The 21,727-nt window shown below is 39.2% G+C and carries 25 protein-coding genes and 1 pseudogene; 15 read left to right on the top strand and 11 right to left on the bottom strand.

Going from position 1 to position 21,727, the window contains the following annotated elements:
- Positions 1 to 210: pseudogene (locus JWG44_RS00035) on the top strand (hypothetical protein); the annotation flags it as partial.
- Positions 211 to 378: 168 nt separating this feature from the next.
- Positions 379 to 510: a hypothetical protein gene (locus JWG44_RS22415; protein ID WP_269752183.1), complete on the top strand. Its 132-nt coding sequence runs from the start codon at positions 379 to 381 to the stop codon at positions 508 to 510.
- Between the two features lie 129 nt (positions 511 to 639).
- On the opposite strand, the gene JWG44_RS00040 is transcribed toward JWG44_RS22415, so the two are convergent.
- Positions 640 to 1,020, bottom strand: a complete 381-nt coding sequence (locus JWG44_RS00040; RefSeq protein ID WP_205272920.1) for an LIMLP_19325 family protein — start codon at positions 1,018 to 1,020, stop codon at positions 640 to 642.
- A gap of 572 nt (positions 1,021 to 1,592) precedes the next feature.
- Positions 1,593 to 1,745, bottom strand: coding sequence for a hypothetical protein (locus JWG44_RS00045; RefSeq protein WP_205272921.1), 153 nt, complete (start codon positions 1,743 to 1,745; stop codon positions 1,593 to 1,595).
- Positions 1,746 to 1,828: 83 nt separating this feature from the next.
- On the opposite strand from JWG44_RS00045, the gene JWG44_RS00050 reads away from it, so the two are divergent.
- The 3 genes from JWG44_RS00050 to JWG44_RS00060 all read left to right on the top strand — a co-directional run bounded on the left by JWG44_RS00050 (position 1,829) and on the right by JWG44_RS00060 (position 3,830).
- Positions 1,829 to 2,221: a helix-turn-helix domain-containing protein gene (locus JWG44_RS00050; protein WP_205272922.1), complete on the top strand. Its 393-nt coding sequence runs from the start codon at positions 1,829 to 1,831 to the stop codon at positions 2,219 to 2,221.
- A 79-nt stretch (positions 2,222 to 2,300) separates the two neighbouring features.
- The gene (locus JWG44_RS00055; RefSeq protein WP_205272923.1) at positions 2,301 to 2,906 is read left to right on the top strand and encodes an LBL_2463 family protein; all 606 of its coding nucleotides are present in this window, start codon (positions 2,301 to 2,303) and stop codon (positions 2,904 to 2,906) included.
- Between the two features lie 30 nt (positions 2,907 to 2,936).
- Complete coding sequence (locus JWG44_RS00060; RefSeq protein ID WP_205272924.1) at positions 2,937 to 3,830, top strand: LIC10906 family membrane protein; 894 nt, start codon at positions 2,937 to 2,939, stop codon at positions 3,828 to 3,830.
- Between the two features lie 19 nt (positions 3,831 to 3,849).
- Here the strand turns inward: JWG44_RS00060 and JWG44_RS22595 are convergent, their stop codons facing one another.
- The gene (locus tag JWG44_RS22595) at positions 3,850 to 3,993 is read right to left on the bottom strand and encodes a DUF4113 domain-containing protein (protein WP_408611853.1); all 144 of its coding nucleotides are present in this window, start codon (positions 3,991 to 3,993) and stop codon (positions 3,850 to 3,852) included.
- A 443-nt stretch (positions 3,994 to 4,436) separates the two neighbouring features.
- Between JWG44_RS22595 and JWG44_RS00070 the strand changes: the two genes are divergently transcribed.
- Positions 4,437 to 5,570, top strand: a complete 1,134-nt coding sequence (locus JWG44_RS00070) for a hypothetical protein (RefSeq protein WP_205272926.1) — start codon at positions 4,437 to 4,439, stop codon at positions 5,568 to 5,570.
- Positions 5,571 to 5,902: 332 nt separating this feature from the next.
- Here JWG44_RS00070 and JWG44_RS00075 read toward each other — a convergent pair whose 3' ends face one another.
- The 5 genes from JWG44_RS00075 to JWG44_RS00095 all read right to left on the bottom strand — a co-directional run bounded on the left by JWG44_RS00075 (position 5,903) and on the right by JWG44_RS00095 (position 10,941).
- On the bottom strand, positions 5,903 to 6,598 hold the full coding sequence (locus JWG44_RS00075; protein ID WP_205272927.1) for a hypothetical protein: 696 nt from the start codon (positions 6,596 to 6,598) through the stop codon (positions 5,903 to 5,905).
- Positions 6,534 to 6,860 (bottom strand): HNH endonuclease, encoded by a 327-nt coding sequence (locus JWG44_RS00080; RefSeq protein ID WP_205272928.1) that lies wholly within the window; start codon positions 6,858 to 6,860, stop codon positions 6,534 to 6,536. Before JWG44_RS00080 ends, JWG44_RS00075 begins: the two co-directional genes overlap by 65 nt.
- Positions 6,844 to 8,016, bottom strand: a complete 1,173-nt coding sequence (locus JWG44_RS22180; protein ID WP_232371401.1) for a transposase — start codon at positions 8,014 to 8,016, stop codon at positions 6,844 to 6,846. The genes JWG44_RS00080 and JWG44_RS22180 overlap by 17 nt, the downstream gene beginning before the upstream one ends.
- A gap of 208 nt (positions 8,017 to 8,224) precedes the next feature.
- Complete coding sequence (locus JWG44_RS00090; protein ID WP_205272929.1) at positions 8,225 to 10,117, bottom strand: AMP-dependent synthetase/ligase; 1,893 nt, start codon at positions 10,115 to 10,117, stop codon at positions 8,225 to 8,227.
- Between the two features lie 65 nt (positions 10,118 to 10,182).
- Positions 10,183 to 10,941 carry a helix-turn-helix domain-containing protein gene (locus JWG44_RS00095; RefSeq protein WP_205272930.1) on the bottom strand — a complete coding sequence of 253 codons (759 nt, stop codon included), beginning with the start codon at positions 10,939 to 10,941 and terminating at the stop codon, positions 10,183 to 10,185.
- Positions 10,942 to 11,277: 336 nt separating this feature from the next.
- Between JWG44_RS00095 and JWG44_RS00100 the strand changes: the two genes are divergently transcribed.
- From JWG44_RS00100 to JWG44_RS00130, 7 genes are all read left to right on the top strand, one after another.
- Positions 11,278 to 11,628, top strand: a complete 351-nt coding sequence (locus tag JWG44_RS00100) for a DUF2200 domain-containing protein (protein ID WP_205272998.1) — start codon at positions 11,278 to 11,280, stop codon at positions 11,626 to 11,628.
- 29 nt (positions 11,629 to 11,657) lie between these two features.
- A complete protein-coding gene (locus JWG44_RS00105) occupies positions 11,658 to 12,140 on the top strand; it encodes a hypothetical protein (protein ID WP_205272931.1) in 483 nt (160 codons plus the stop codon).
- 196 nt (positions 12,141 to 12,336) lie between these two features.
- Positions 12,337 to 12,681: an ArsR/SmtB family transcription factor gene (locus JWG44_RS00110; protein ID WP_205272999.1), complete on the top strand. Its 345-nt coding sequence runs from the start codon at positions 12,337 to 12,339 to the stop codon at positions 12,679 to 12,681.
- The gene (locus tag JWG44_RS00115) at positions 12,668 to 13,135 is read left to right on the top strand and encodes an SRPBCC family protein (protein ID WP_205272932.1); all 468 of its coding nucleotides are present in this window, start codon (positions 12,668 to 12,670) and stop codon (positions 13,133 to 13,135) included. Before JWG44_RS00110 ends, JWG44_RS00115 begins: the two co-directional genes overlap by 14 nt.
- 61 nt (positions 13,136 to 13,196) lie before the next feature.
- Entirely contained in the window at positions 13,197 to 13,613 is a 417-nt protein-coding gene (locus tag JWG44_RS00120; protein ID WP_205272933.1) for a GFA family protein, read from the top strand.
- Between the two features lie 369 nt (positions 13,614 to 13,982).
- Complete coding sequence (locus tag JWG44_RS00125) at positions 13,983 to 14,543, top strand: heme-binding beta-barrel domain-containing protein (RefSeq protein WP_205272934.1); 561 nt, start codon at positions 13,983 to 13,985, stop codon at positions 14,541 to 14,543.
- A gap of 264 nt (positions 14,544 to 14,807) precedes the next feature.
- Entirely contained in the window at positions 14,808 to 14,951 is a 144-nt protein-coding gene (locus JWG44_RS00130) for a hypothetical protein (protein WP_205272935.1), read from the top strand.
- Positions 14,952 to 15,042: 91 nt separating this feature from the next.
- Here JWG44_RS00130 and JWG44_RS00135 read toward each other — a convergent pair whose 3' ends face one another.
- Positions 15,043 to 16,713: an Ig-like domain-containing protein gene (locus JWG44_RS00135; protein WP_205272936.1), complete on the bottom strand. Its 1,671-nt coding sequence runs from the start codon at positions 16,711 to 16,713 to the stop codon at positions 15,043 to 15,045.
- A 468-nt stretch (positions 16,714 to 17,181) separates the two neighbouring features.
- On the opposite strand from JWG44_RS00135, the gene JWG44_RS00140 reads away from it, so the two are divergent.
- Complete coding sequence (locus tag JWG44_RS00140) at positions 17,182 to 17,622, top strand: hypothetical protein (protein WP_205272937.1); 441 nt, start codon at positions 17,182 to 17,184, stop codon at positions 17,620 to 17,622.
- A 192-nt stretch (positions 17,623 to 17,814) separates the two neighbouring features.
- Here JWG44_RS00140 and JWG44_RS00145 read toward each other — a convergent pair whose 3' ends face one another.
- Positions 17,815 to 19,410 (bottom strand): exonuclease, encoded by a 1,596-nt coding sequence (locus JWG44_RS00145; protein ID WP_205272938.1) that lies wholly within the window; start codon positions 19,408 to 19,410, stop codon positions 17,815 to 17,817.
- A gap of 199 nt (positions 19,411 to 19,609) precedes the next feature.
- Complete coding sequence (locus tag JWG44_RS00150; protein WP_205272939.1) at positions 19,610 to 20,527, bottom strand: LysR family transcriptional regulator; 918 nt, start codon at positions 20,525 to 20,527, stop codon at positions 19,610 to 19,612.
- Positions 20,528 to 20,788: 261 nt separating this feature from the next.
- Here JWG44_RS00150 and JWG44_RS00155 point away from each other — a divergent pair, with 261 nt between their 5' ends.
- Complete coding sequence (locus JWG44_RS00155; RefSeq protein WP_205272940.1) at positions 20,789 to 21,706, top strand: NAD(P)/FAD-dependent oxidoreductase; 918 nt, start codon at positions 20,789 to 20,791, stop codon at positions 21,704 to 21,706.
- The last annotated feature ends 21 nt before the right edge of the window (positions 21,707 to 21,727 follow it).

The raw sequence follows: 21,727 nt of genomic DNA on the forward strand, positions 1-21,727 counted from the left end.
AATCTTGGTAGTTTTGTCCCTTTGGCCGTTCCGGGAAGCGACTCATGTTTTCCAACTTCTTTCAAGGATATCCCTCTCACTTTTAATCAAGTCAACGCAAATCAAATCAGTTGGTCTTCTTCAACCGCTTCCGGTCCGATCACATTGCTTTTTCAATACCCTGACAGCACTACTTCGGCTCCAGCGGATATTCAAATCCAACTTCAATAGTTTATTGATGGGAATTGAATGTGAAGACTGCTCGTGAATTAAAGCAGAATCTTGTTATAGTGCTTCTTATTAGCCTGTCTCTTTTTTGTAGAGGGACTCGGTATCATTCGATTCCGAAAAGATTAGATTTGGAAAAACTGTCCAGCGCAGAAATTTCAAGTCAAGAAAATGAAAAACAGCATTTATGCTATAAAGAGCTGGATGCTTGTTTTTCAGACTGCAATCAACAATTCCCAACAAATCAAAGGCCAAATCATGTATTTAGAGGAAGTTGTCGGGATTCTTGCGTTTATAGGCTGAGAGAATCGACGGATTCTTTGATATTTTATGAATCGATCAGAAAGTGAAAATAATCTCATATCGATTAGGGTTAGTTTTTTCGAATAAATGAATTAAAAAAATGAAAATTTTACCTTCAAAGATTTATCGTTAGCGACTACCTCTCCCATTTGAAAAATAGGAATCCAAGTCAATCGAAGAGGCGGAGATTGTATTTCGACTTCTCACTAATCTCAAAGCTGTCCGGTAGCCTGAATATTTTAGAATCGCTTTACGATCCAAGGGGCTTAGGTCAAGACCAAAGAATTTCTCGTGTTCATCTAAATCTTTTTCATTTAGTTCAACAGCTTTTAAATTCAAGAATTGCCTGTTCATTTTCCCCTCCATAAATCCAATAAAATAATGACTCGAATAAAATAAAGGAATAAGAAAGCAAAGTTCACTCATCCTTCGTTTGAAATATCTGAATATAGAAAATTTACTCATTCTTAATTTTCTTTTCTCGGGGTTTGCGGATTGGTTTTCTTCCATGATGGATTCCGAGTCTCGTAAGAATCGCTAAAACACGGGGATGGTTAGATTTACCCTTAAATACATGAAAAACAGTGTAGTAGGGGATCCCGAGCGGCTTTAAAATACGCGCGATCTCAGCAATCGGCTTTTTCATCCTTGCGATTTTCATACATGCTTCTATCAATTCATCTTTTGAAAGTTTTCGGATAGGATAGGGTTCCGATCCAGTTTCTGAATTTGAATTGTTCTCAGACATTGTTCTGTGAGAAACACTCAATCATACGCCCATTCCTCAAGACCTTGGTCATCCAGCCAATCATGGTAACGTTTTAGCAAATTCCGTTCTTCTAAATAATATTCCTGGAGAGCGCACCTTGTAAGAAGGAGATCAATAGTCTCAGCATCGCTTCGAGGTTTCCCGTCGGAATTCTTTATATCTAAGAGTTTCATGCTAAGTTTCAGAGTTTCTAACTTGTACCTAGTCATTTGCGAAAACCTTAATATCTAAAAGTTTTGTTCTTATCGTTTTCTGCATATTATTCGGACTAGCTTTCTTATTCCGTGCTATGGACGCGTAACGGACCAATACTTCACAATCTTCCTTGAAATGGAAAATCCCCAACTAAACTAAGGTTGGCCAGCATCGATAAATTCTTCTTTGATAAGAGCCACGAAGCGGAACGCGACAGTTTTGAAATTTCGTTAAATTCTTGCTCTTTCAAAGGGGTCATTGCTAATTCCATATAGTTTTTTCGGGATAGAATCAGTTGAAGTAATAATTGTATTATACAATTAGTCAAATTAAAAAATTGCCATATACAAGAAAATGACAGATCCAGAAGTATTAAAACGCCTTAAAATTGTTTTTAACCACCTAAAAACGGCAAAAAAGCTAAATCAAAAGGAGCTTTCTTTGAGATTCGGGGTTTCAGAAAGCACGATTACTCGACTACAAAACGGCGAGAACGCGATTACTACTAGGTTTCTGACTCAATTAAGAACCATGTTTGGAGTTTCGCAAGAGTGGGTTATTGACGGAAAAGGAGATATGCTCCTCCCAAATGAGAGTTTTGATCAAAATTTTGAAGAAGATCTAAAATTACTTCGAAGTATTCGTAAAAAGTCAGGTTTAGGAGATTTAATAGAAGTCTTATTAAAACTTTCAGACCGGAACTTATCCGCGATCAAAGCGTTAGCGGAAAAATTAGATCCTAAGTGAGCCAGCTAATTTTCTTTTTGAATACAAAGTAAGAAATTATCTATTTGAGTTTTTGGTCAAATGTGACATAATTCTCATTATGTCACAAGTATTAGAAAGGCTTGCAGTTAAAAAAATCATCGGCCTGGAATCTCCGGATATCCTCCAAAAAATCAAAGACTTTGTTTCTAAAATATACTTAGATGCGGGTTATACCGATTCACCTTGGAAAAACGTAAACTATGATCTTTGGTCTACTTGGTTCTACGTTGAAGGAAAAGAGGGATTGCTCGCTGCGATGAGAGTAACCGAAAAATTTCCCTGGAATTTTATTCCGCTCGAAGTCGCCTTTATTAAAGGAAATGAATTTCCACCAAAACGATACGGCGTTATTGAAGAGAACGTTGCGGATTGGAATTCGGTAGCTTTCGTAAAAAATGCGAAAGGTGGTAAGGCCGCAAAGTTAACTTTCATAGAAACGGCAAGATATTGCGTGATGAAAGGTTATGATATGGTATATGGGATGTATAACCCTAAGTTATCCGGTATCGAAAGAATTTACTTCCGAGAGGGAGCGATTGAATCTGTGAGATATACTGGACCCATGTATTTTCCGGGCTTCTATCTAAATGGCGAAATGTCTTGGTTTGAAGTAGTGGAAATTGGAAAAGAATGTTTACAGAAAATTGCCTCAAAATTAATATAACTAACATATTTTTGAGGAGAATTTGTCGTTTTGATTAGCACTGGTATCGGGATATTTGCTTTCTCATTGGGATTGTATGTTCGAATTTTTGCACCGAAAGGTCCGGTTCGAAATTACTTTTTCTACCTGACAATTTCTCTTTCATTATGGATGCTTTTTCTTGGACAAAGGGGATCGTTTGGGCTTGAATATCGAAATATTCTTATCAATTGGACTTTGCTGCCGATTATCTTCGCTCCTTACTTATTGCATGAGGTAGTTTCTTCTTTATTGAAGATTAGACGGAGTAGCATATTTAGAAAATTTGAATATACTTCTAATTTTATACTTTTATTATATTTCTCAATTGTGATTTTGAGTTGTAACGTAGTCAAGATTCGGGAGCCGGAGGTTTTTTCTTATACCCCTACCTGGAATTATCATCTAATCATCGGTTATTGTTGCTTTTACATTCTCATCTCCTGTTTTAAAGCATTCTTTTCGATCTTTAAAAGTCGAGGAGACGAAAGAGTGAAAGCTTTTTTATTATTTTCTGGTATCATCATTTCTCTTACCGTTTCATTGGTTTTTGTTTATATTTTGCCATTGATCGGTTACTTTTTAGCATCGAAATCTGCCTTTGGAATAATTATTGCTTCGGCCTTTTGGACTATTGCAATTTTACATTACGACGCCTTTAGCATACGCGAGAATATTTTAGAGGGGAATCCAATTCCGATATTAACTCGTTTATCTTCTTCTTTTTTCTTGGTCTTGTTTAGAATTTTGGATCCAAATGAATACTATATGAAGCTCTTGATTAGTAAGGCGAATGTCGTTTTAAACGTAACTTCTAAAAACCACGAACTTGCAATGCGAACTGATTTAGAAAAATTTGAACGCGCCGAAATGGTAGCGGGAATCTATCAAAATCGTATAAAATAAAGGCTTCTACTACTTTTAATTAGACCTTCACAACCGGGATCTCATCCCAGTTATGAAGCGGGCTTTTTGACTGAAAGTCCCGTCGCATTCTCCAGTTCCGGGATCCGAATCCAGTAATTGCGGTTCTGATTTTTCCTGAATAGAATTTAGAGTTTATCTCCATAACGGCTTCGGTAGCACAATCGGCGTTGCCTCTGTAATACAAATCCTGTTGACGTTTGTTTTCGTTTCTAAGTTCTAATAGAATGCCGCTACTAATCCTTCCTTGAGAACATAAAATGAAATAGAACCGCTCCTCAAAATTTATTCCGAAGAGAATAAATTAACAAGAGTTTTTAGAAAAAAACCTTTCGCGATGGCGGGGATTGAAAACATAAATTTGGTCAAAAGAATTCTTCGGCAACAAAATAATTTATCAACAATTTTATTCGATAATTCAATAACTTTCCATATTTTTAATTGATTACTTAATAATATGCTTTAGTATCTAATCTTTATAAAGTCGTAAGTAAGTTGATCTTTGGAGCATGCAAATTTGCGCATCCACTTTGAAATAAAATCAAGAAATCTGGATTATTTCTGATTGAGAGATCGGAGGAGTTGTAAATGGGAAAATATAGAAATCTTTTCATTTGTACTGTAAGTTGTAGTTTGCTCGCGTGTGCGTCGGTGTATAAGACCGGAGGCCGGGAGTCGATTGCAAGAAGTAACGATTTAGAATTTAATATAGGACTAACGAAAGAGCTAGCAAATTTAAGGTTTCCGGAAAGAGAAGGGTTCTCACCAGATAATCCCGTTTTTAACGAATCCAAGTTTTCTTCTTGGCTCAATATAAACAAAATTACTCTTTCAAGGGTTCTCGGTCAAATGGACGCGAAAAACCTAATTTTTATAAATATAAACACAGCGAAAGGAGTCGGGAAAAGTGAGCAATCTAATTACTGCGTCGATATAGACAAAAAGGTATTAAGGGGCTTGGAAAAGGGTGGTCTTCCTGTAGACCGATTTGTGAGCAGTTGTCGAGGTGCGAAAGAGACGATTCCTGGCTTTGACCCACGTAGCAAAATAAATAACAGAGTTACTTTTGCAGTCGGTTCTTTGGATGAATCATACGAAGGGCGCGCCCTGGTACATCAAGAAAAGGTAAAATATGCTTTCGATCTAAGAGAGAATGTTTCCGTCGTTGTGGAAGGGCATGTAGAAGTCTCTGGAACGCTGGATTTATTTGGAAAAGATGAACTTAAGCTCATATATGGATGTACGGGTTTTGTAAACGCCAATGACCCGATAAGATACGAAAGTAAAATAATAGAATTAACCGTTACTAAAAAAGATTTCTCAGTAATTTCAATCGCTGCAAATAAAGAAATTACGAAATTAGAATGTTCGATGCGCGTATACGACGAAGACGGATTCTCGCGTAGCGAAAAGGAAACCTTAATCGAGTTCACTGAGGGAATGGGCGGATACATTAAAGAACTTCAAGATCCTCCTAAAGGTTTGGACTTTTTTAAATCGAAAGTAGCACCATGGCTTCCGTTAGTTCCGTTGTTTATGAAAATCTTTGACTTAATAGATCCGAACGATTCTGGCGATATGGTCTCAATCGATCTTTTAAAAGAAAGAGGTTATGCTCCCACAATCTATCAAGTTACCGAACCGGATAAAACTGTGAGGCCAATTAGACTTTGGTTTACGGTTAACGTAAAGAGTACGAATTTCGATAATCCAGTTCGATAACGCCGGTTCAGTATGGGATATCAAATTTACGTGTTTTCTAAATTTGCTATCCCATGCTGAAAAATAGAATTGCAGTCCAATGATAGGGAAGCGTATAGACACAATGACGAATTCATTTAAAGGGAAAACATGACAAGAATAGTAAACTTTGCAATGGCTTTACTATTTACTATTCATTTCCATATTATTTTTTACTTGTGCATTCATCACGGAGGCGATAAAATTAAATTTAGTCAGATTCAGATTGTTAGGAATAATTACTTGTGTTTAATGAATTCTCGCTGAAAAAATCGTTTCCTTCTAAATTTCAGAGGATTCGCTTTTCGATTTATTTACCTATAAATCCCATCATGCTTTCCGCTTAACTGAAAACTGCTCATCCTCTCAAAATTTCCGATCAATGTGTGCGATATTTGCTCCCAAATTGGATTCCGATCTCCGAAAAAATAATCGCATTTTACAGTAATAAACCAATTCCACCTTGGATCGAATTTCCTTTGCATAACATTCTCCAATCGCTTGAAAGATGTACAATTTTGTCCCATGCAATAGACCCAATCATGAATGCCGCGTTCTTCATTGGGTCGAGTGTAAGTCCCCTTGAAGCGATTTAGTTTACTTGCCTGTCGATAGAATGTTTCTTTAGAGTTTGGCTTATAGTAAATCTCTTCCTTTAACTTTTGAGAATCTCGATTAATTCTTTCAGCAATTGCTCGAACACGAATTTCCTTTCGATTTTTAAAAGAATAAGTATTAATCCTGCCCACAACATTTGAGGCGAAATAGGCCCATTTCGCTTCTCTTTCCGATTTATGTTTCTCTTGATATTGCGTTAAATAAGAATCGATACGCTTCCAGCAGGTTATAAAACATCGATTCCAGGTTGGAAATACATTTGGGTTTGTAGTTTGATTTAACTTAATTTCGAGTCGTTCGTATTTAAGATTAAAATTGGAACATTGGCTACTTGCTCCGAGGAGTGGGAACTTTCTTTTTAGCTGTCTTAATGGAGGCGCCTTTAAATCCATATTGTTCTCCTTTGAAGTTAATGATATCGATCGCGATCTGAATAATCTCTTCCTCTTTGTAATACCTTTTTAAACGGGCTAATGGCTCGATGATGAGACAAGTGTTGCTTTTAATGTGCTCACCTCCAAAACGAATCGGGTGAATGTGTTCTACTAAAGTATTGTCAGGAGTTAAGATTCTGCCACTGAGAAAACATCTCTCTTCTTGCTTATCTAATAACTCGTAGAAATCTTTTGAGTTAAATCTATACCTTTTTGCCATTTAAAACCTTCCCGTTTTTTTCGAACTTGAGCTCATATTTTTGATTCCTTGATTTTGAATAGAGAACATAGAGGAGGTCTTTCCTATTCGGAATGATCTGAAAATCGATTCTGAACTGATTGATTTGCGGATTGTAAATTCTTCTTCTGAGAATGAATCGATATTTGATCCACTTTCTGAAAATTTTTAAGAGAGTGACCTTGGATAATTTGAGTTCTTTGGAAAGCCCTTGGACTGTATAATGAGCATTTGCTTCTTTCGAATGGATTTGGTCCCAAACCTTAAAAGCGATTCTTTGATACTTAAGCTCTCTATTTTTAGCCTGGGTAGAAATACTTCTGTTTTCCCAAAATGAATTGTATTTTCTTAACTCTTTAGCTAGTCCTTTGGGACTTTTTGAAATTGTTTCAACGCCGTTGAGAAGGGACTTGTTTGAAAGTTCAGATTTCGTAAGCGATTTATCATTTTGCAGAGAAACAAAGAGTTTGGATTCAATTTGTTGACTTAGCCAGTTTTTTGAGGTGGAGCTTCCCTTTTTATGAGCATATCCCTTCCCTCCAATCCTCACCGGATCGGAGCCCAAGGATCGCACATCATTCTTCCTTAAAAAGTTGATCGGTAAATCTTCGAATCCCAACAGATTCGCATTCTTTAAAAAACTAAACTCATCCAAGTACAACTGACTGAACTGCGGCCGAATGTATCCGTATGCAGAGAAGGCGGCCTTTACTAAACGGTGATTTCCTTCCGCTACCTGATTGTGAACTCCGTCTTTACACCAACGATTCTTAGCGAACTTGTAACGATTGTCTTTCGACTTCGCACTGTGATTCACTGACCTGTGGTTTTTGTAGACTCCAAAGAGCCATGGATAGCCTTCGTCTGTGAAAAGCGGAGTAGAGAAGGGTAGTTGTTTCACTAACAGTGGGCCAATCGTATCAGCTTTAGTATTCGAGACTGAAGTAAAGAAAGCTGGTCCATTTTTTATTGCGATTGAATGTAAAAGTGTTCCAACCTGCTTACCACCGAGCTTCTCTGAGAGATAGATGGAAGCTGTTAAACCAGTCTTTCTGTAACGAGCTCTTCCTTTGTTCGCTCTTTGACTCGCACTGTATAAAACCGCTGAATCAGCGCATACAAAGGGTTTTTTAGCCATTTTACGAGTAAGAGCTGTATCGGAATTAGGATCTAACTTAAAGTCTTTAAACTGAGTTTCTAAAACTTTAAAGGTGAGATCTTTGTAGATCGGTAGTAAATCAGAACAGAGTAGTTGGAACCTTCTCTTTAAAAGGGATGCTACCTTGTAGCTGATCTTTAGACTAGTTAAGATATTTTGTTCAAAAAAAACCGTTCGCGGCCGAAATTTATCGATACATGGAATCGATAAGCTCTTTGTATTTTTCCGCGATCACATGACGTTTGATAGACATTTTCGCAGAAAGTTCATCTCCGACTTCAAACGCCTTTGGGAGCAACCGAATGTCTACGACCTTTTCAAAACTCTTAAATCCATTTTCCATATTCACTGTATCTTTTATTTCACTCATAATTTTTTCCCGTATTATAGGATTCTCCACGAGTTCTTGATGTGTCACACCGTAGTCTTGAAACCTTTCTAGGGCCGGCAGAACTAAGGCTCCTAAAAATTTTTGATCTTGTCCAACGACCATGACCTGATCGATAAACGGTGATTGAGCCAGTTTGTTTTCAATCGGAACGGGTTCAATATTCTCACCATTGAGTAAAACAACGGTCTCCTTTGTTCTGCCCACGATCTTGAGCGTATTATTGTACGTAATCATTCCAAGATCACCGGTATTAAACCAACCACCCTTCGTGAGAACTTTGGCCGTAACCTCGGGACGTTTGTAGTAACCTTTCATAATCTGAGGGCCTCGCACATGGATTTCCCCCTTCACACCTTTTTTCGGCGGATATAAAATATTTCCACTCTCCACGTCTTTTAAAAGTAATTCAACTTCGGGAAAAAGCGGACCTACGCTTCCGATCACCAAATGATCCGGTGTACGAAATGCAAGACCTGGAGAGGTTTCAGTTAAACCATATCCTTCAAACAGAGGAATTCCGATCACATTAAAAAATTCATCGATATGAAAAGGCAGTGCACCTCCGCCTGAAACGGTCCCGCGCAGTTTTCCACCGGTAGCTTCTCGTATTTTTTTTAGAACAATCGTGTCAAGAATTAGATAAGGAACAGAAAATAGGATGATCGCAAGAATAGATTTTCCGCTGATACATAATGATTCTATAATATTTCGTCCCTTTAAATCCAGCCGATTCCCTCTAAGAAAATGTAAAGCGCGCTGAACTTTCAGAGCACAAAAATAGGCGCTCTGAAATAAGAGCCTTTTTACCGCTGATCCCGATCGGATTTTTGATTGAATCCCTTGATAGATATTTTCCCACAATCGAGGGGCAGATGCCATAAACGTAGGTTTAACAATGGATAGATCTTCCTTAATATTTCGTATATTTGTGTAATATTGCGCGGCCCCCATCGCGATCGTTCCCATCTGAAAAACTCTTTCGAAGCTGTGCCACACGGGTAAAATCGAAAGGAACCGATCCTTAGGACCGATATCGATCGGAATGTTGCGCAATTGCGAGATCATATTGGCATGAGTTAACATGACACCTTTCGGTTCTCCTGTCGTGCCGGACGTATAAATGATGGTAAATAGATCATCAGGTTGAATTGCCGCGACTCGTTCCTCCACCTTACGATCGCCTGACGCTCGCAATTTTTGTCCTTTCGCAATGAGGTCCGTCATTCGAATTATTTTTTTATCAGCAATATCCGCATCGTCATCCATAAGGACGATCTGAGTAATGTTCGGGAGATGACTTAAATGATTCTGTATCTTTCGCAGAATGGATTCATTTTCTACGAATACGATCTTCGCGTCAGAATGAGGGAGAATATAACGAATATCTCCGTCCGTTACGTCCGCTCCTCTTGGAACATCGACCGCGCCGCTTAACAATATGCCATAGTTTGCAATGATCCATTCTTTTCTATTTTCTGATAGAACGGCCACGTGTTCGCGAGCTTTCAATCCCAAATCGGCGATTAACCCCGTTGCGAGTGCAACGCCTGTCTCATAAACTTCGCGAAAGGTTATAGTAATAAATTCTTTGTTTTTATTTCTTGTTCCAAATGCCGCCTTATCCCCAAATTTCTGCGCAGAATCATAATACATTTCCGCTAAGTTTTTCGCCGTGACTTTTGAACTCATTTTTTCTTTTTCTCCGATATCAAAGACGATATCAGTGATTGGAAAAAGGATCTTGAACGCAGCGGCTATTTTGAAAAGAAGATCGCATTAAACGGCTCTTTCTTTTTTGTAAAGTCAGAGGGGCTAATTCCGAACGACCGGCGAAAAATACGCGTAAAATGAGATTGGTCGGCAAATCCTCCCTCGTAGGCCGCATCAGCCAAGTGCGGCCTGCTAGCCAAATGATCAACGGCCTTCTTTGTTTTTAACCAAAGACGATAGGCGGAAAAAGGAACACCGGTTTCCTGTCTAAAAAGATGGCGAAAACGTTCGACCGATAATCGAGCTTCAAAGGCTAAACGGGAAAGGGAGAAATCGTCCAACTCTACATTCGAAATACTTTTTTGAATTCGACTATCTAATTCACCTTTGTCCCTCATCGGAAAATCTTTATTTAGAATTTCAAGAATTTGTGCGCGTACTTTCGTATCGGATTCCTTTAGGATGGATGCTATCTGATCCTTTTTTTTGTCAGTGAATATATCTCCAACTTCAAATGCGGAGTGATTCGCCGCCAAACTTCTTTCGTAAAAAAGATGATATCCTGTCGTCAATGGATCTAAAAAAAGGAGTGTTAAATCGCCTTCGACTTGTTGCATTTCGTGGCTCACACCCGATGGAATAAAAACTGAGTTATATGTCTTCCAGTCTCCATCGCGAGTGCGTAATTGAACACGGCCTTCATCGGGCAAGCTGATCTGAATATAAAAATGACTGTGACGTCCCGTTAAAAATCCATTCCCGCGGTATGTTGCAAGATCATTCCATATCAAAAATCGCTTCATATTTCTTGAATCTCAGAACTCGGAATATTCGGCGAGCTTAAATGATGCTCCGGGTAACCTACCTGTTACGGATTGGAACTCCGCACATTATTTGTCTGTGGATCGATTTCTGCAAACGGAGCAGGGTCACTCAAAGAAAACGAGCGGTTAGAAGAATTCTCTAAACTTTTGTCTCACCAAAAAAGGATTTCAGGAAAAATTTCGTTTCGGTAGAATTGAATTCAAATCAAACCGACCTAAAAAAAATAGGATCTCAGGGTGTTGTTTTTTAAACGACAGTTTTTTATGAATATGAGTCAATCTTACGATAATAAAATTAAACGTAGAGAATTTCAAATGGATAAGCCAAAAATATTTACAACTTCGTTTGCAAGCGTATACCCGCTGTATTTGCAAAAAGCAAAGAAAAAAGGACGTAAGAAATCGGAAGTCGATCAAATCATCTTTTGGCTTACTGGCTACGATGCGAAATCGTTAGAGGAAAAACTAATTAAACAGACAAATTTTGAAGAATTTTTCGAAAGCGCTCCTCACATAAACGATAACGTTTCCCTTATAAAGGGAACCATTTGCGGTTACAAAATTGAAGAAATCGAAGACGAACTTATGCGTAAGATCCGTTATCTTGATAAATTAGTTGATGAACTTGCAAAGGGAAAGTCTATGGAAAAAATTTTACGAAAGTAAGTTCATGAGTAAAAATTAAAATTATCGATATGCTTAAACGACTGATCTCGATCTTGTTTCTCGCTTCATTTTTTGCGGCATTGCCGGCATGGTTTTTATCGACATTGGAAGGATGGATTTCCATCGATTGTTTTCGAATGGAATCCGCGAATACCATGGAGTGTGTTGTATCGGAAAGATTCGCCTTCTCTTCCCGTAACCTTACGTATACAACTACTGCAGCCCGTTCTCTGAAGATCTCTCAAAAAGTTCGACGCGGCGAGAATATAACGTATCAACTGATTCTTTTGACGCCGAGCGGTGAAGTGCAAATTTTACGTTCCTCAATCGGGAATTCAGATGTCATTCGGATCGCAACTAAATTGAATGAGGCCCTCAAGTCTAACGCGATGGAATTTCACGCAGAAGTCGACCCCGATCCGTTTTTTTGGGTATCGTTCAGCTTAATGATACTCTTTGCCGGAGTCGGCGCATCCATCGTGTTTTTCACACCTCGATCCGAAAAACATTGAAGTCTAATTCAAACGATTAAAGGTCCAATCGTATCAGCTTTAGTATTCGAAACCGAAGTAAAGAAAGCCGGGGCCGTTCTTAATTGCGCTTGAATGAGATAAAGTTCTAATCTGCTTCCTACTAAAACTTTTGATAAGCTACCCCAGATTCTAAAATTATGTTGACATGCAGGTATTTGCCTGCATATTGTTTTGTATGCCGAAAGAAATGCGAGGAGCAGACAAGGTGTTCAAAGCGCTGGCTGATCCGAATCGCAGGAAAGTTCTCGATCTCCTTTATGCCAACAACGGACAAACGTTATCAGCTCTTTGTGAACACCTCGATATGCAGCGACAATCGGCGACGCAGCACATCGACATTCTAATCGATGCGATTCTGGTAACGGTAGTTTGGAAGGGCAGGGAGAAACTCCACTTCATTAATCCCGTACCGATTTACGAGGTTTATGAACGTTGGGTCAGAAAATTTGAACAAAATCGCTTAAAACTTTTACACGATTTGAAATCACAACTCGAAGGAGAAAACGATGGAAAAACCTAATTTCGTCTATGTCACTTACATAGCGAGCACACCGGAGAAGGTATGGCGTGCATTGATTGATACGGAAGTAACTCGCCAATATTGGCTTGATCCGTTATCTAACAAACCGGCGCACGTAAACGTTTCGGATTGGGAGCCCGGTTCGGAATGGAGGCACGAGTGTGTGGATGAAACCAGGACAACCGATATCATAGGAAAGGTGGTCGAAAGTATTCCTCCCAGTCGGTTAGTTCTTTCATGGGCTAGGCCGAACGAAGTTGAAGAAGAATCAAAACATTCGCGAGTAACATTCGATATTGAACCTTACGGCAATGGGTTAGTTCGATTGATTGTTACCCACGAGGATTTAGATAATCAAATGTATGCGGGAATATCCAAAGGTTGGCCAATGATTCTTTCGAACCTTAAAACATTTTTGGAATCCGGTCATGTTCTTTCACAGCAAATTTCGTGACCTAATTACTATGCGACCTTGAACATACGATTTTTTAAAAACTTTCCAATGGAGAATCAATATGACTAATCCTTATTCAGGCGGATGCGCTTGCGGTGCAATTCGTTACGACATTTCTGATGAACCGATATTTATGAATGATTGTCAGTGCCGGGACTGTCAAAGGATGAGTGGTACCGGTCACGGGTCTTATCTGACGTTTCCTTCTCGGAAATCCGTAAAGCTCGATGGCGAAGCAAAACACTTTGATATGGTTGGCGACAGCGGTAATATCAAGACTGGCGGCTTTTGTCCAAAATGCGGCTCGCCGGTCTATATGACGTTCGCCGCAATGCCGGAACTATTTACGGTGCATGCTACAAGCCTGGATGATCCAAGCCGATACAAACCCCAGGCTGTGACATATGCTCTACGCGGTTATACTTGGGATCATATTGATCCTTCGCTTCAAAAATTTGAAAAAATGCCTTCAACATGAAGGATTGTCAGCAAGAAAGGAGTTGTCAGTGGAAGCTCGCTTGGATCAGTTTTTTGTTTATTTTATACTTTTATCAAAGATAAGAATGATCTTCACGATCAAAACGGAAACAAGATACTTAACAATCTATTCATTAAGATAAACAAGATAATTTTACGTTCAGCATTCTACCTTAAGTTAGGCTTTATCGCCTAACTTCTTTTTCCCACTCCCGGCCTTTCAAGATGTTCTTTATTTGGTCGATCAAGCATCATCGAGAGAACCATAGCAAATGAGAATAAAGAAATAGAAAAAGACTTTATTGATCGAAATTTCCTCAGTAGACATTTCTGTGAGCGAAAAAAATACTAAAAAAAGACGAGGTTAAAAATGAGCGAGAGCATTGAAATTTACGGTCCCTTGGCTTATCTAATCGGAAAATGGGAAGGAGATAAAGGCCTTGATATTTCGCCGCAGCGGATCGGGAAAGGGGTAAAACAATACAATGAAACCGTTATCTACGAACCGATCGGAACGACGACAAATGCACAATCACAAGTCCTGACCGGACTCTTCTATCGGCAGTTGGTCAGAGAAAAATCGAACGATACGATCATTCACGATCAAACGGGATATTGGATGTGGGAAGCTAAAACAGGAATCGTATTTCATTCGTTTGTGATTCCAAGAGGAACTTGTGTCGTCGCCGGAGGTGTTTATAAGGAAGCCGCCGAGCCGATCCGTATCGAGGTGAACGCTAAGGAAGGAGATCCGGACTGGGGAATTATTCAGCCGCCATTTATGAACTCAAATGCGAAAACCTTGGAATTTAAGAATACACTCGTTATTCGCGGTGAACATCTTTTTTATTCGCAGGAATTGAAAATTCAAATCTACGACAGAATCTTTATTCATACCGATGAAAATTCGTTAACTCTTCGGAGAAGTTGAGATTCTCAAACGCCTTCGGAACTTAAAGCTGTTATTCCATCGATCATAGCCGTTTTATTCAAAGAATTAATTTTTCGTATCCGCTACATTCAAGTAAACGAAATACTTCTAATATATTATAATCATGTTAAGTGACCTTTTGTTCCGCTTAACTGATCATAAAATTATTGTACAAAAAGGTATTCGTAAATGGAGAACGTGGATGATCGTCGATTATGCCATTATACTTCGGGCGCGGTCGCCGTTCCGCGCGGATCGAATGTTATGGATTCAGAAATCGATTACATTCTCAATCACAGCGATTGTGAATTTGTATTTATAGAAAAGGAGAATTATCTTTTTTTAGGAACTGGACTTAAAAAAATAGAGAAGCCGACCGTTGAGGTCGGCTTCCATAAGGATTCTTAATTTCTAAAAAGATTCCGAATCTAAGAACCGAGCGGAAATTCTTCCCTAAAATGCCATCCTTGATTGGATGAAACATTCTAAGGAAATCGAATTACGGCTCGGTCGTAAAACCGGTGGTCTGAGTAAAGTCCGCTCCAAGGGCATTATCGGACGCATCTCGGATCGTCCCTTTGATTCTAACTTTGTAAGTCGTATTGGGTAATAGACTTCCTCCGCCGGAATTGACTCGAATTCGATTGTTCCCTGTATAGACGGTAAGAGCATTCAAGCGGATGCAATTGACAAAGTTGTCCATCGAAAGTTGAATGTTTCCTCTGCAAGCTCCGTTGGAAATATTTCGACTAAAATCATTCGGATTCATTTCTTTGGAGAAACGAATTTCGACATTATAACCTGTGTATGGTTGATTTACACTTCCATCGTTCGGTGTAATCCCAAGAATCGTGGGGGGAGCGTTGTCTAAATCGTTTCCAGTCGTAAATCCGGTCGCCTGAGTTCCACCTGCAAAGGCATTTCCAGACAAATCTTGAATTCCGTTTGCGAGTCTTATCTTATAAACAGTCTGAGGCTCTAACGGATCTATTAGAAAAAAGGAATGAACCAGTCCGATATTGTCTCCCTCGTAACGGAAATTTGCATTCAATCTTACGCACGTATTGAAGTTATCCGCTGAAATCTGAACCGTCCCTGAGCAAGTATTGTTTATAGGATTCAATACAAACGAAGTCGGATTCATTTTCTCCGTAAAACCCAATGTGAAAACCCGATTTCTCGCTACTCCGATTTGGTTGTCATTTGGAAAGATTTGCGCCAATTGAGGAGCTGTGGAGTCGTTGGTTTGAGTAACAAAGAAGAGGATCTGCTCATTCAATGAGTTTCCGGCTACGTCTTTTGCGCCCGCAGTGATTTTGATCTCGTAATCTTCAAAATTTTCCAATGGTATAGCGGGTTTTATAGCTACCGATCGCATTTGATTGAAGAACTGTGGTTGCACAGCGATTCTTTTGCAGCTAACAAAATTGTTATTCGAAATCTGGATGCTGCCCGAGCAAGTGGTGTTCGTAGTGTTTACGTTAAGCGAAGTCGCCTCCATTGCTTCGGTGAAGGTAACGGAGATAGATGTATTAGTTCCTACCAATGCATCGCCGTCGTAGGGAAGAGAGTGTTGAATCCCCGGCGCTGTTATGTCGGCGCTTGCAGACGTGCCGAAAGAGGTGGTCACGGTAGCGGAAAGTTTTCTTCCGCTTTCGTCGACAATCGTGTCCAGCACCCTGATTTTGTACGGAGTGGAGGTGGCTAAGTTGTTTGCCGGATCTAATCGAAAGGAAGCGCTGTTAGTACCAAAGGGAGAGGTTGGCGCGGAATTCATACGAACACAAGTCACGAAGTTATCGGAGGAAAGGCTGACCGAACCCGAGCAGTTGTTATCTGCGGTATTGGTTGTGACGGAATTGATGTTCACTACTTTCGAGAAAACGACCGTTAATTTGGCGTTAATCGGTATGTTCGCCGCGTTGTTAAGCGGAGTCGTTTGGGTAAGAGCTGGTATCAAGGGAGATGAGGACGGCGGCAAAATTCCCGTCTCGGGAGGTGGAGGGGATGTATTCTGCGATCCGGAAGAACTAAGCAAAGGAAGAAGGGTTGTTTCTGCGCCACCGGCTTCCTTCTTGTCTCCGCAGGATAGAATGGCAATCCCTAAAAGAACGACTAAGGTAATGTTAAACAGTCTAAGAGATGATTTACGTTTTTTCCAATTTTTCATTAGGGCTTCTCCGATTTTCCCGGATCGCGAACGATTTAGGTTTTTTAGTTATGAGTCATGACTCATATTATTATAACCTACGAATATATTTTTTTACGAAAGCGCGCTCTTTTCTCATTCCTAAATACATGTCGTTTATTCCTTAGTTTTTTATAAGGAGAAGGATCACGTTGTCCCGCTTCGGTCTTGGAAAGATGTGCAGATTACGGAGAAATCCGCTCAACGTCATAAAAGTCAAAAAGGAAGCGAGTTTCTAAACAAGTACACATAACGTTTCCGATTTGAAAAATATCGACCGAAAATAAAGGCCATTCGGATAGAAGATTTGAATGGAAAGCGAATGTTTGGATCCAGCTTGTCCTATAACGATGTCAACGTGAACTCGATGTTTCAATTCGGGAAAGGAATCGTATCCCGGTTGATTCGTTCTCTGGAACGGTAAAAATCTGCTTTAGGACGAAGGTGTTTATGAAAAAAAACGAAAAATTCTTAAATCTCATCTTTTTATCGACTCTGTTTCTACAATCGGCTTGTGCGCCCACTCACGATTACGATCTCCCCAACTCATGGTTTTTTGGAATCGTAACTCTTTTTGTTCTTTCGATATCCTGCGTCATTCTTCTGGCTCTGAAAAAATGGTTTTTCATTTCCGTCTTAGTCGGTGTATTTACCTCCTCTTTGATTTATTTGATATCCGCCGTGATGTTGATCACGTATGACGATACTTGTAACGATCGGAGAAACCTTGGGGAATGTTGGTCGAACTCATCTTTAACTTTAAAGGAAGGTATAGTTACAGTTGTGTGTTCATTCTCAGCGGTATTGTTTTATGTGTTCTCTCTTTTTACTTTGATCATCGTGATAAGATTCTTGTCCCGTTATTTGAGAGCAGACAAGAAAGAGAAATGAAGGTTTATGTAGAATTTAGAATCTCGCCTTTCTTAATCTGAGATTTGGGCAACGTTCACTTTTGAATTGCTTGTTCCATTAAGGCCGGGTTAAAAATTCTTAATATTCTTTGATCATTCGAATTCGGGTAAAATGGTTTTCTGTTAAATAGAAGAACGGGAAAAAAGTGGATTCTGCGAAATCATTCGTGTTTCACGAATGCCTTCCCGCAATCTCGTCAAACGATTGATTCACGGTCTTTGGATGGATCTCCTTTGTACGAATTTCATTTTCGATCCAGGAATTTTTAATTTTTTCGAGTTCCTTTCTTCTTTTTTCGACGTATTCCATTCCTTTGCTCATCTGTTCAAATTGGATCTTTGAAATTTGACGATCCAAAGACGTTTCCAGCCAACCGTAAGCGTGAACCAAAAATAAAATCTTATCAAACCAAGAAGCTTGATTCTCAAAACATAAGAACTTAAGTTTGAAAAAGGATTTCTGGAAATCTAAGTTAGAGAATAAGGACGGGAAGGTTTTTTTATTTGTATGTAATACATATAAAAAGGATTTGAGCATTTCCTTTTTATAAGCGAATTTATGAATCATTATTTCCATCAACGAAACTACGTTTTCCGCGCTTTTATTAAGAAGGCAGTGAAATTTTTTCCCTTTTTCAAACCATTCGCCGGATATGTAATCGCGGTCGTTTTTTATATCTTCTATCACCCTAAACGAAAACTCTCTGTCCTCTTCTAAGTCTATCATCACGAACTTCGAAAGGCTTTCATTCTTCATGGACATCATCGTTTTTAACAATTTGATGGATCTTAATTCTTGAGTGGAAATGTTAAGATATTTCTCTTGATCGTTTTTTTGGCTGATATAATAACAAAGAGTGATGAAGTCGGCTATTTTTTCCGGGAGTCCCTCTAAATCCAAATGGATTTCGGCTAATTCCCGGGAAAGAAAGGTCTCTTCCAACTCTTGAAGAGATCCTTCGAAGTTGGATTCTATCTCAAGATTATTCCGAAATTGCAGGAGCTGATTCCAAACTTTAGGATATTCTAAACTGATTTTTGGAATGAATTGCTCTAAATAATATTTTTTCACGATCTTAAGCGTATCATCCGCAAGTTCGTCGGCGACATGAAATAATCCTGCGGTTTTAGTGACTGCGATAAAACCGTTGTCTTGAATCGTTTTTAGAATGATATTAATACTTTCAGTGATTACTTCTTCTTTTGCAATTCCATCATAACAAAATGAAACGATCCAACTTTTACAATCGAATGAATCTCTCAATAAGGACTTGCTGGTTCCGGATAATAGAAACTCTAAAATTGGAGCCAATTCAGCAACGTGATAAGGTTCGCAGGAGAGAATGTAGTTTTGAATCGAAAACGCGGAGCGGCTCAAGCTGTTGAGAAAAATTTCCTTGAGATGATTTGCGCCGTTGAGATTGAATTCTTTTCCGGATAATAGATTTAAATAAACGAGGAGCTCTTTGGTTTCAGATTTAAAACGAAATTCCGGAAATACAAGAATCAACCCCATATCGGACATTTTTTTTAAAATCTCAAAATGGTTCATTTTAGCGCTGTCGTCTTTCCAAACTCTCAAAAGTTTCCCCGAAAAAAAATACTCAAGCGTCGAGTGATTTCGGATTCGAAACAGTAGATCGATTTCCTTATTCGAGAGATGAATCGCGGCCTTTACGGTCGCATCCGTTTCGTCGCTTAGAAACAAATAGGGGGGTAGGAACTTGGTATATTTATCCCGATCATACAGAGATTGTTGGTTGTTCATTCTTTGAATCCGACTGAGGAAACATTCGATTCGTCTAATTTTCCACAATTGTAATCAATCAGATTACCTACTGAAAATTAAAAAGTCCAACAATTTATTTACTGAACGGCGATTGACTAAAAATAATGCGACGTTCTGGTTTCCGTCTTAAAAGTGGATTTAGTCGCATTAGTTTTACATGGAATTCTAAAGGTATTTTTCAAAGCCTCATTACGTCCATCAAACACTCGGCCTTTCTGTTTTTTAGAGCGCTGCTTTCGATTACAAAACTCAAAAAAGTATTCAACGAAGGATTTTTATTTTCAGGAATCCAAAATACGGATACCGGTAAGTATAACTTTTTGATTGGAATAAACTGTGTCTCGGAAGGGACAACATTTTGCGCGCCTAAGATTGTCAGAGACAGACCTTTTCCAGTAGCGACCAAAATGGGACAACTTTCTCTTTCCTTTTTCATATACACTTTCGGTTTAATCCCGCTCTGTTTAAAAAGTTGAAAAATCGTATCATAAAAATTTCCCGTTTCCTTTTTAGGATGTAGAATGATCGTTTCGTTTTTTAATTCCCGAAGTTCTATTTCCTTTCTTTTGGCTAGTGGATGTTTTTTGGGAACTAAAACTCCAAAACCTTCGTCGTTTACGGAATGTTGTTCGATGCCTTCTTCGGAAACCGTACCCTCCATAAAACAAACGTCAAACTGACCGGATCTCAAACCCTTGAAAATCCTGTTCCTTGACTCTTGGTGAAGTTGAAACTTTAATTTTGGAAATCGGTCCTGAAACTCGCCTATGATTTGGGGGAGGTTTGCCAAGAATGTAGTCGTAGAAAAACCGATACTCAAGGCGCCTGATTTGAGTTTGCCGATGGAACGAATCTCTCTTTCAAGATTTTCGACTCTCTCTATGATTTCTTTTCCTTCTTTTAAAAGGAAAACGCCTGCGCCGGTTAACTTTACCTGTCTTGTCGTTCTTTCAAAAAGTTTGGTCGAAAGTTCCTCTTCCAAAGAGGAAATCAATCGTGTTAAAGGCGGTTGCGACATCCCGAGAATTTCGGCGCTTTTTCTGAAATTAAGTTCTTCCGCGACTACTACAAACGATTTGAGTTTTGATAAATCCATTTATATTTGATACCATAAAGGTATCAATAGATCAACTTATAAAAAATATTTCGAAAAAATAGATTCTTATTTTTATAAGTCTTTACATTCGCAGATGTAGTTTCATTTTTTATACCGTATCGATTGGAATCGATCGTTCAAAACAAGGACAACAGAGAAAATTTCGGAAGAGAATCGTTTTTTGATCTCTATCTTCCCGACCGCCGGAGAACGTCTGATTTTTTTCTCTTAACTTTAATTTGTTTTAAGGAGTAGAATCGAATGAAATTTGATTATGAAGTTCTTATCATCGGCGGAGGGCCAGCGGGGCTGAGCGCTGCGATGTCTTTGGGACGTATGAGCAGAACCGCTTTGGTTTGCGACGATAGTCGTCCTCGGAACGCGCCTTCTTCTCATCTCAATAATTTTCCCACTCGTGACGGCATTCACCCCGCCGAGTGGAGAAGATTGGTAAAAAAAGATTTGGAAAAATATTCAACGATCGGATTTTTTGAAGGATCTGTTTTATCCGTTGAAAAATCAATCTCCGGATTTTCCGCCGAACTTTCTTCGGGAGCCGTTGTCCGTTTTAAAAAAGTGATTCTTGCTTATGGTGTGGAGGATAAGTTTCTCCCCGTTCCCGGTTTTAAGGAACTCTGGGGAAAATCCATTTTTCATTGTCCTTACTGTCACGGTTTTGAAATCCGGGGATCTCGCCTCGGTTTTATCTCAAACAACGAAATGACATTCCATATGTTGCCTTTGATCCACGATCTCGCTTCCGATCTGATTCTTTTTACTAACGGAAAGGCGGAATTTGGAGAGGAACAACGATCCGTGATCGAACAAAAAAACATAGAATTGATAGAGGAGAGAATTACGGGTTTTGTTTTTGAAGGTGAACAGTTAAAAGCGGTGTCTCTGGCAAACGGCGAGACCAAAGAGAGAGAGGCGGTTTTTTTCCATCCAACGTTGCCGTTTCTACTCAAATCTCAAATCGGCGAGACTCTCGGTTGTGAAAAAAATCAATTCGGTTTTTACAAGGTGAACGAGAGGGGAGGTACGACCGTTGACGGAGTTTTTGCTTGTGGAGACAACGTGAGTCCGGCGCATTCCGTTTTATTGGCCGCAGCTTCGGGCACGATGGCCGGTATCGGAGTTGTTTCGGCGTTATTGGGAGAAGGTTTTACTCACGCATAGGAGATTGATTTTCGGATCTTC

This window comes from Leptospira ainazelensis (genome assembly GCF_016918785.1).
Classification (GTDB): Bacteria; Spirochaetota; Leptospiria; order Leptospirales; family Leptospiraceae; genus Leptospira; species Leptospira ainazelensis.

Coding starts and splice junctions, on each gene's coding strand:
- JWG44_RS22415 (WP_269752183.1), top strand. CDS start 379: ATGAAAAACAGCATTTATGCTATAAAGAGCTGGATGCTTGTTTTTCAG.
- JWG44_RS00040 (WP_205272920.1), bottom strand. CDS start 1,020: ATGGAAGAAAACCAATCCGCAAACCCCGAGAAAAGAAAATTAAGAATG.
- JWG44_RS00045 (WP_205272921.1), bottom strand. CDS start 1,745: ATGGAATTAGCAATGACCCCTTTGAAAGAGCAAGAATTTAACGAAATT.
- JWG44_RS00050 (WP_205272922.1), top strand. CDS start 1,829: ATGACAGATCCAGAAGTATTAAAACGCCTTAAAATTGTTTTTAACCAC.
- JWG44_RS00055 (WP_205272923.1), top strand. CDS start 2,301: ATGTCACAAGTATTAGAAAGGCTTGCAGTTAAAAAAATCATCGGCCTG.
- JWG44_RS22595 (WP_408611853.1), bottom strand. CDS start 3,993: ATGGAGATAAACTCTAAATTCTATTCAGGAAAAATCAGAACCGCAATT.
- JWG44_RS00070 (WP_205272926.1), top strand. CDS start 4,437: ATGGGAAAATATAGAAATCTTTTCATTTGTACTGTAAGTTGTAGTTTG.
- JWG44_RS00075 (WP_205272927.1), bottom strand. CDS start 6,598: ATGGATTTAAAGGCGCCTCCATTAAGACAGCTAAAAAGAAAGTTCCCA.
- JWG44_RS00080 (WP_205272928.1), bottom strand. CDS start 6,860: ATGGCAAAAAGGTATAGATTTAACTCAAAAGATTTCTACGAGTTATTA.
- JWG44_RS22180 (WP_232371401.1), bottom strand. CDS start 8,016: ATGGCTAAAAAACCCTTTGTATGCGCTGATTCAGCGGTTTTATACAGT.
- JWG44_RS00090 (WP_205272929.1), bottom strand. CDS start 10,117: ATGAGTTCAAAAGTCACGGCGAAAAACTTAGCGGAAATGTATTATGAT.
- JWG44_RS00095 (WP_205272930.1), bottom strand. CDS start 10,941: ATGAAGCGATTTTTGATATGGAATGATCTTGCAACATACCGCGGGAAT.
- JWG44_RS00100 (WP_205272998.1), top strand. CDS start 11,278: ATGGATAAGCCAAAAATATTTACAACTTCGTTTGCAAGCGTATACCCG.
- JWG44_RS00105 (WP_205272931.1), top strand. CDS start 11,658: ATGCTTAAACGACTGATCTCGATCTTGTTTCTCGCTTCATTTTTTGCG.
- JWG44_RS00110 (WP_205272999.1), top strand. CDS start 12,337: ATGCCGAAAGAAATGCGAGGAGCAGACAAGGTGTTCAAAGCGCTGGCT.
- JWG44_RS00115 (WP_205272932.1), top strand. CDS start 12,668: ATGGAAAAACCTAATTTCGTCTATGTCACTTACATAGCGAGCACACCG.
- JWG44_RS00120 (WP_205272933.1), top strand. CDS start 13,197: ATGACTAATCCTTATTCAGGCGGATGCGCTTGCGGTGCAATTCGTTAC.
- JWG44_RS00125 (WP_205272934.1), top strand. CDS start 13,983: ATGAGCGAGAGCATTGAAATTTACGGTCCCTTGGCTTATCTAATCGGA.
- JWG44_RS00130 (WP_205272935.1), top strand. CDS start 14,808: ATGGATTCAGAAATCGATTACATTCTCAATCACAGCGATTGTGAATTT.
- JWG44_RS00135 (WP_205272936.1), bottom strand. CDS start 16,713: ATGAAAAATTGGAAAAAACGTAAATCATCTCTTAGACTGTTTAACATT.
- JWG44_RS00140 (WP_205272937.1), top strand. CDS start 17,182: ATGAAAAAAAACGAAAAATTCTTAAATCTCATCTTTTTATCGACTCTG.
- JWG44_RS00145 (WP_205272938.1), bottom strand. CDS start 19,410: ATGAACAACCAACAATCTCTGTATGATCGGGATAAATATACCAAGTTC.
- JWG44_RS00150 (WP_205272939.1), bottom strand. CDS start 20,527: ATGGATTTATCAAAACTCAAATCGTTTGTAGTAGTCGCGGAAGAACTT.
- JWG44_RS00155 (WP_205272940.1), top strand. CDS start 20,789: ATGAAATTTGATTATGAAGTTCTTATCATCGGCGGAGGGCCAGCGGGG.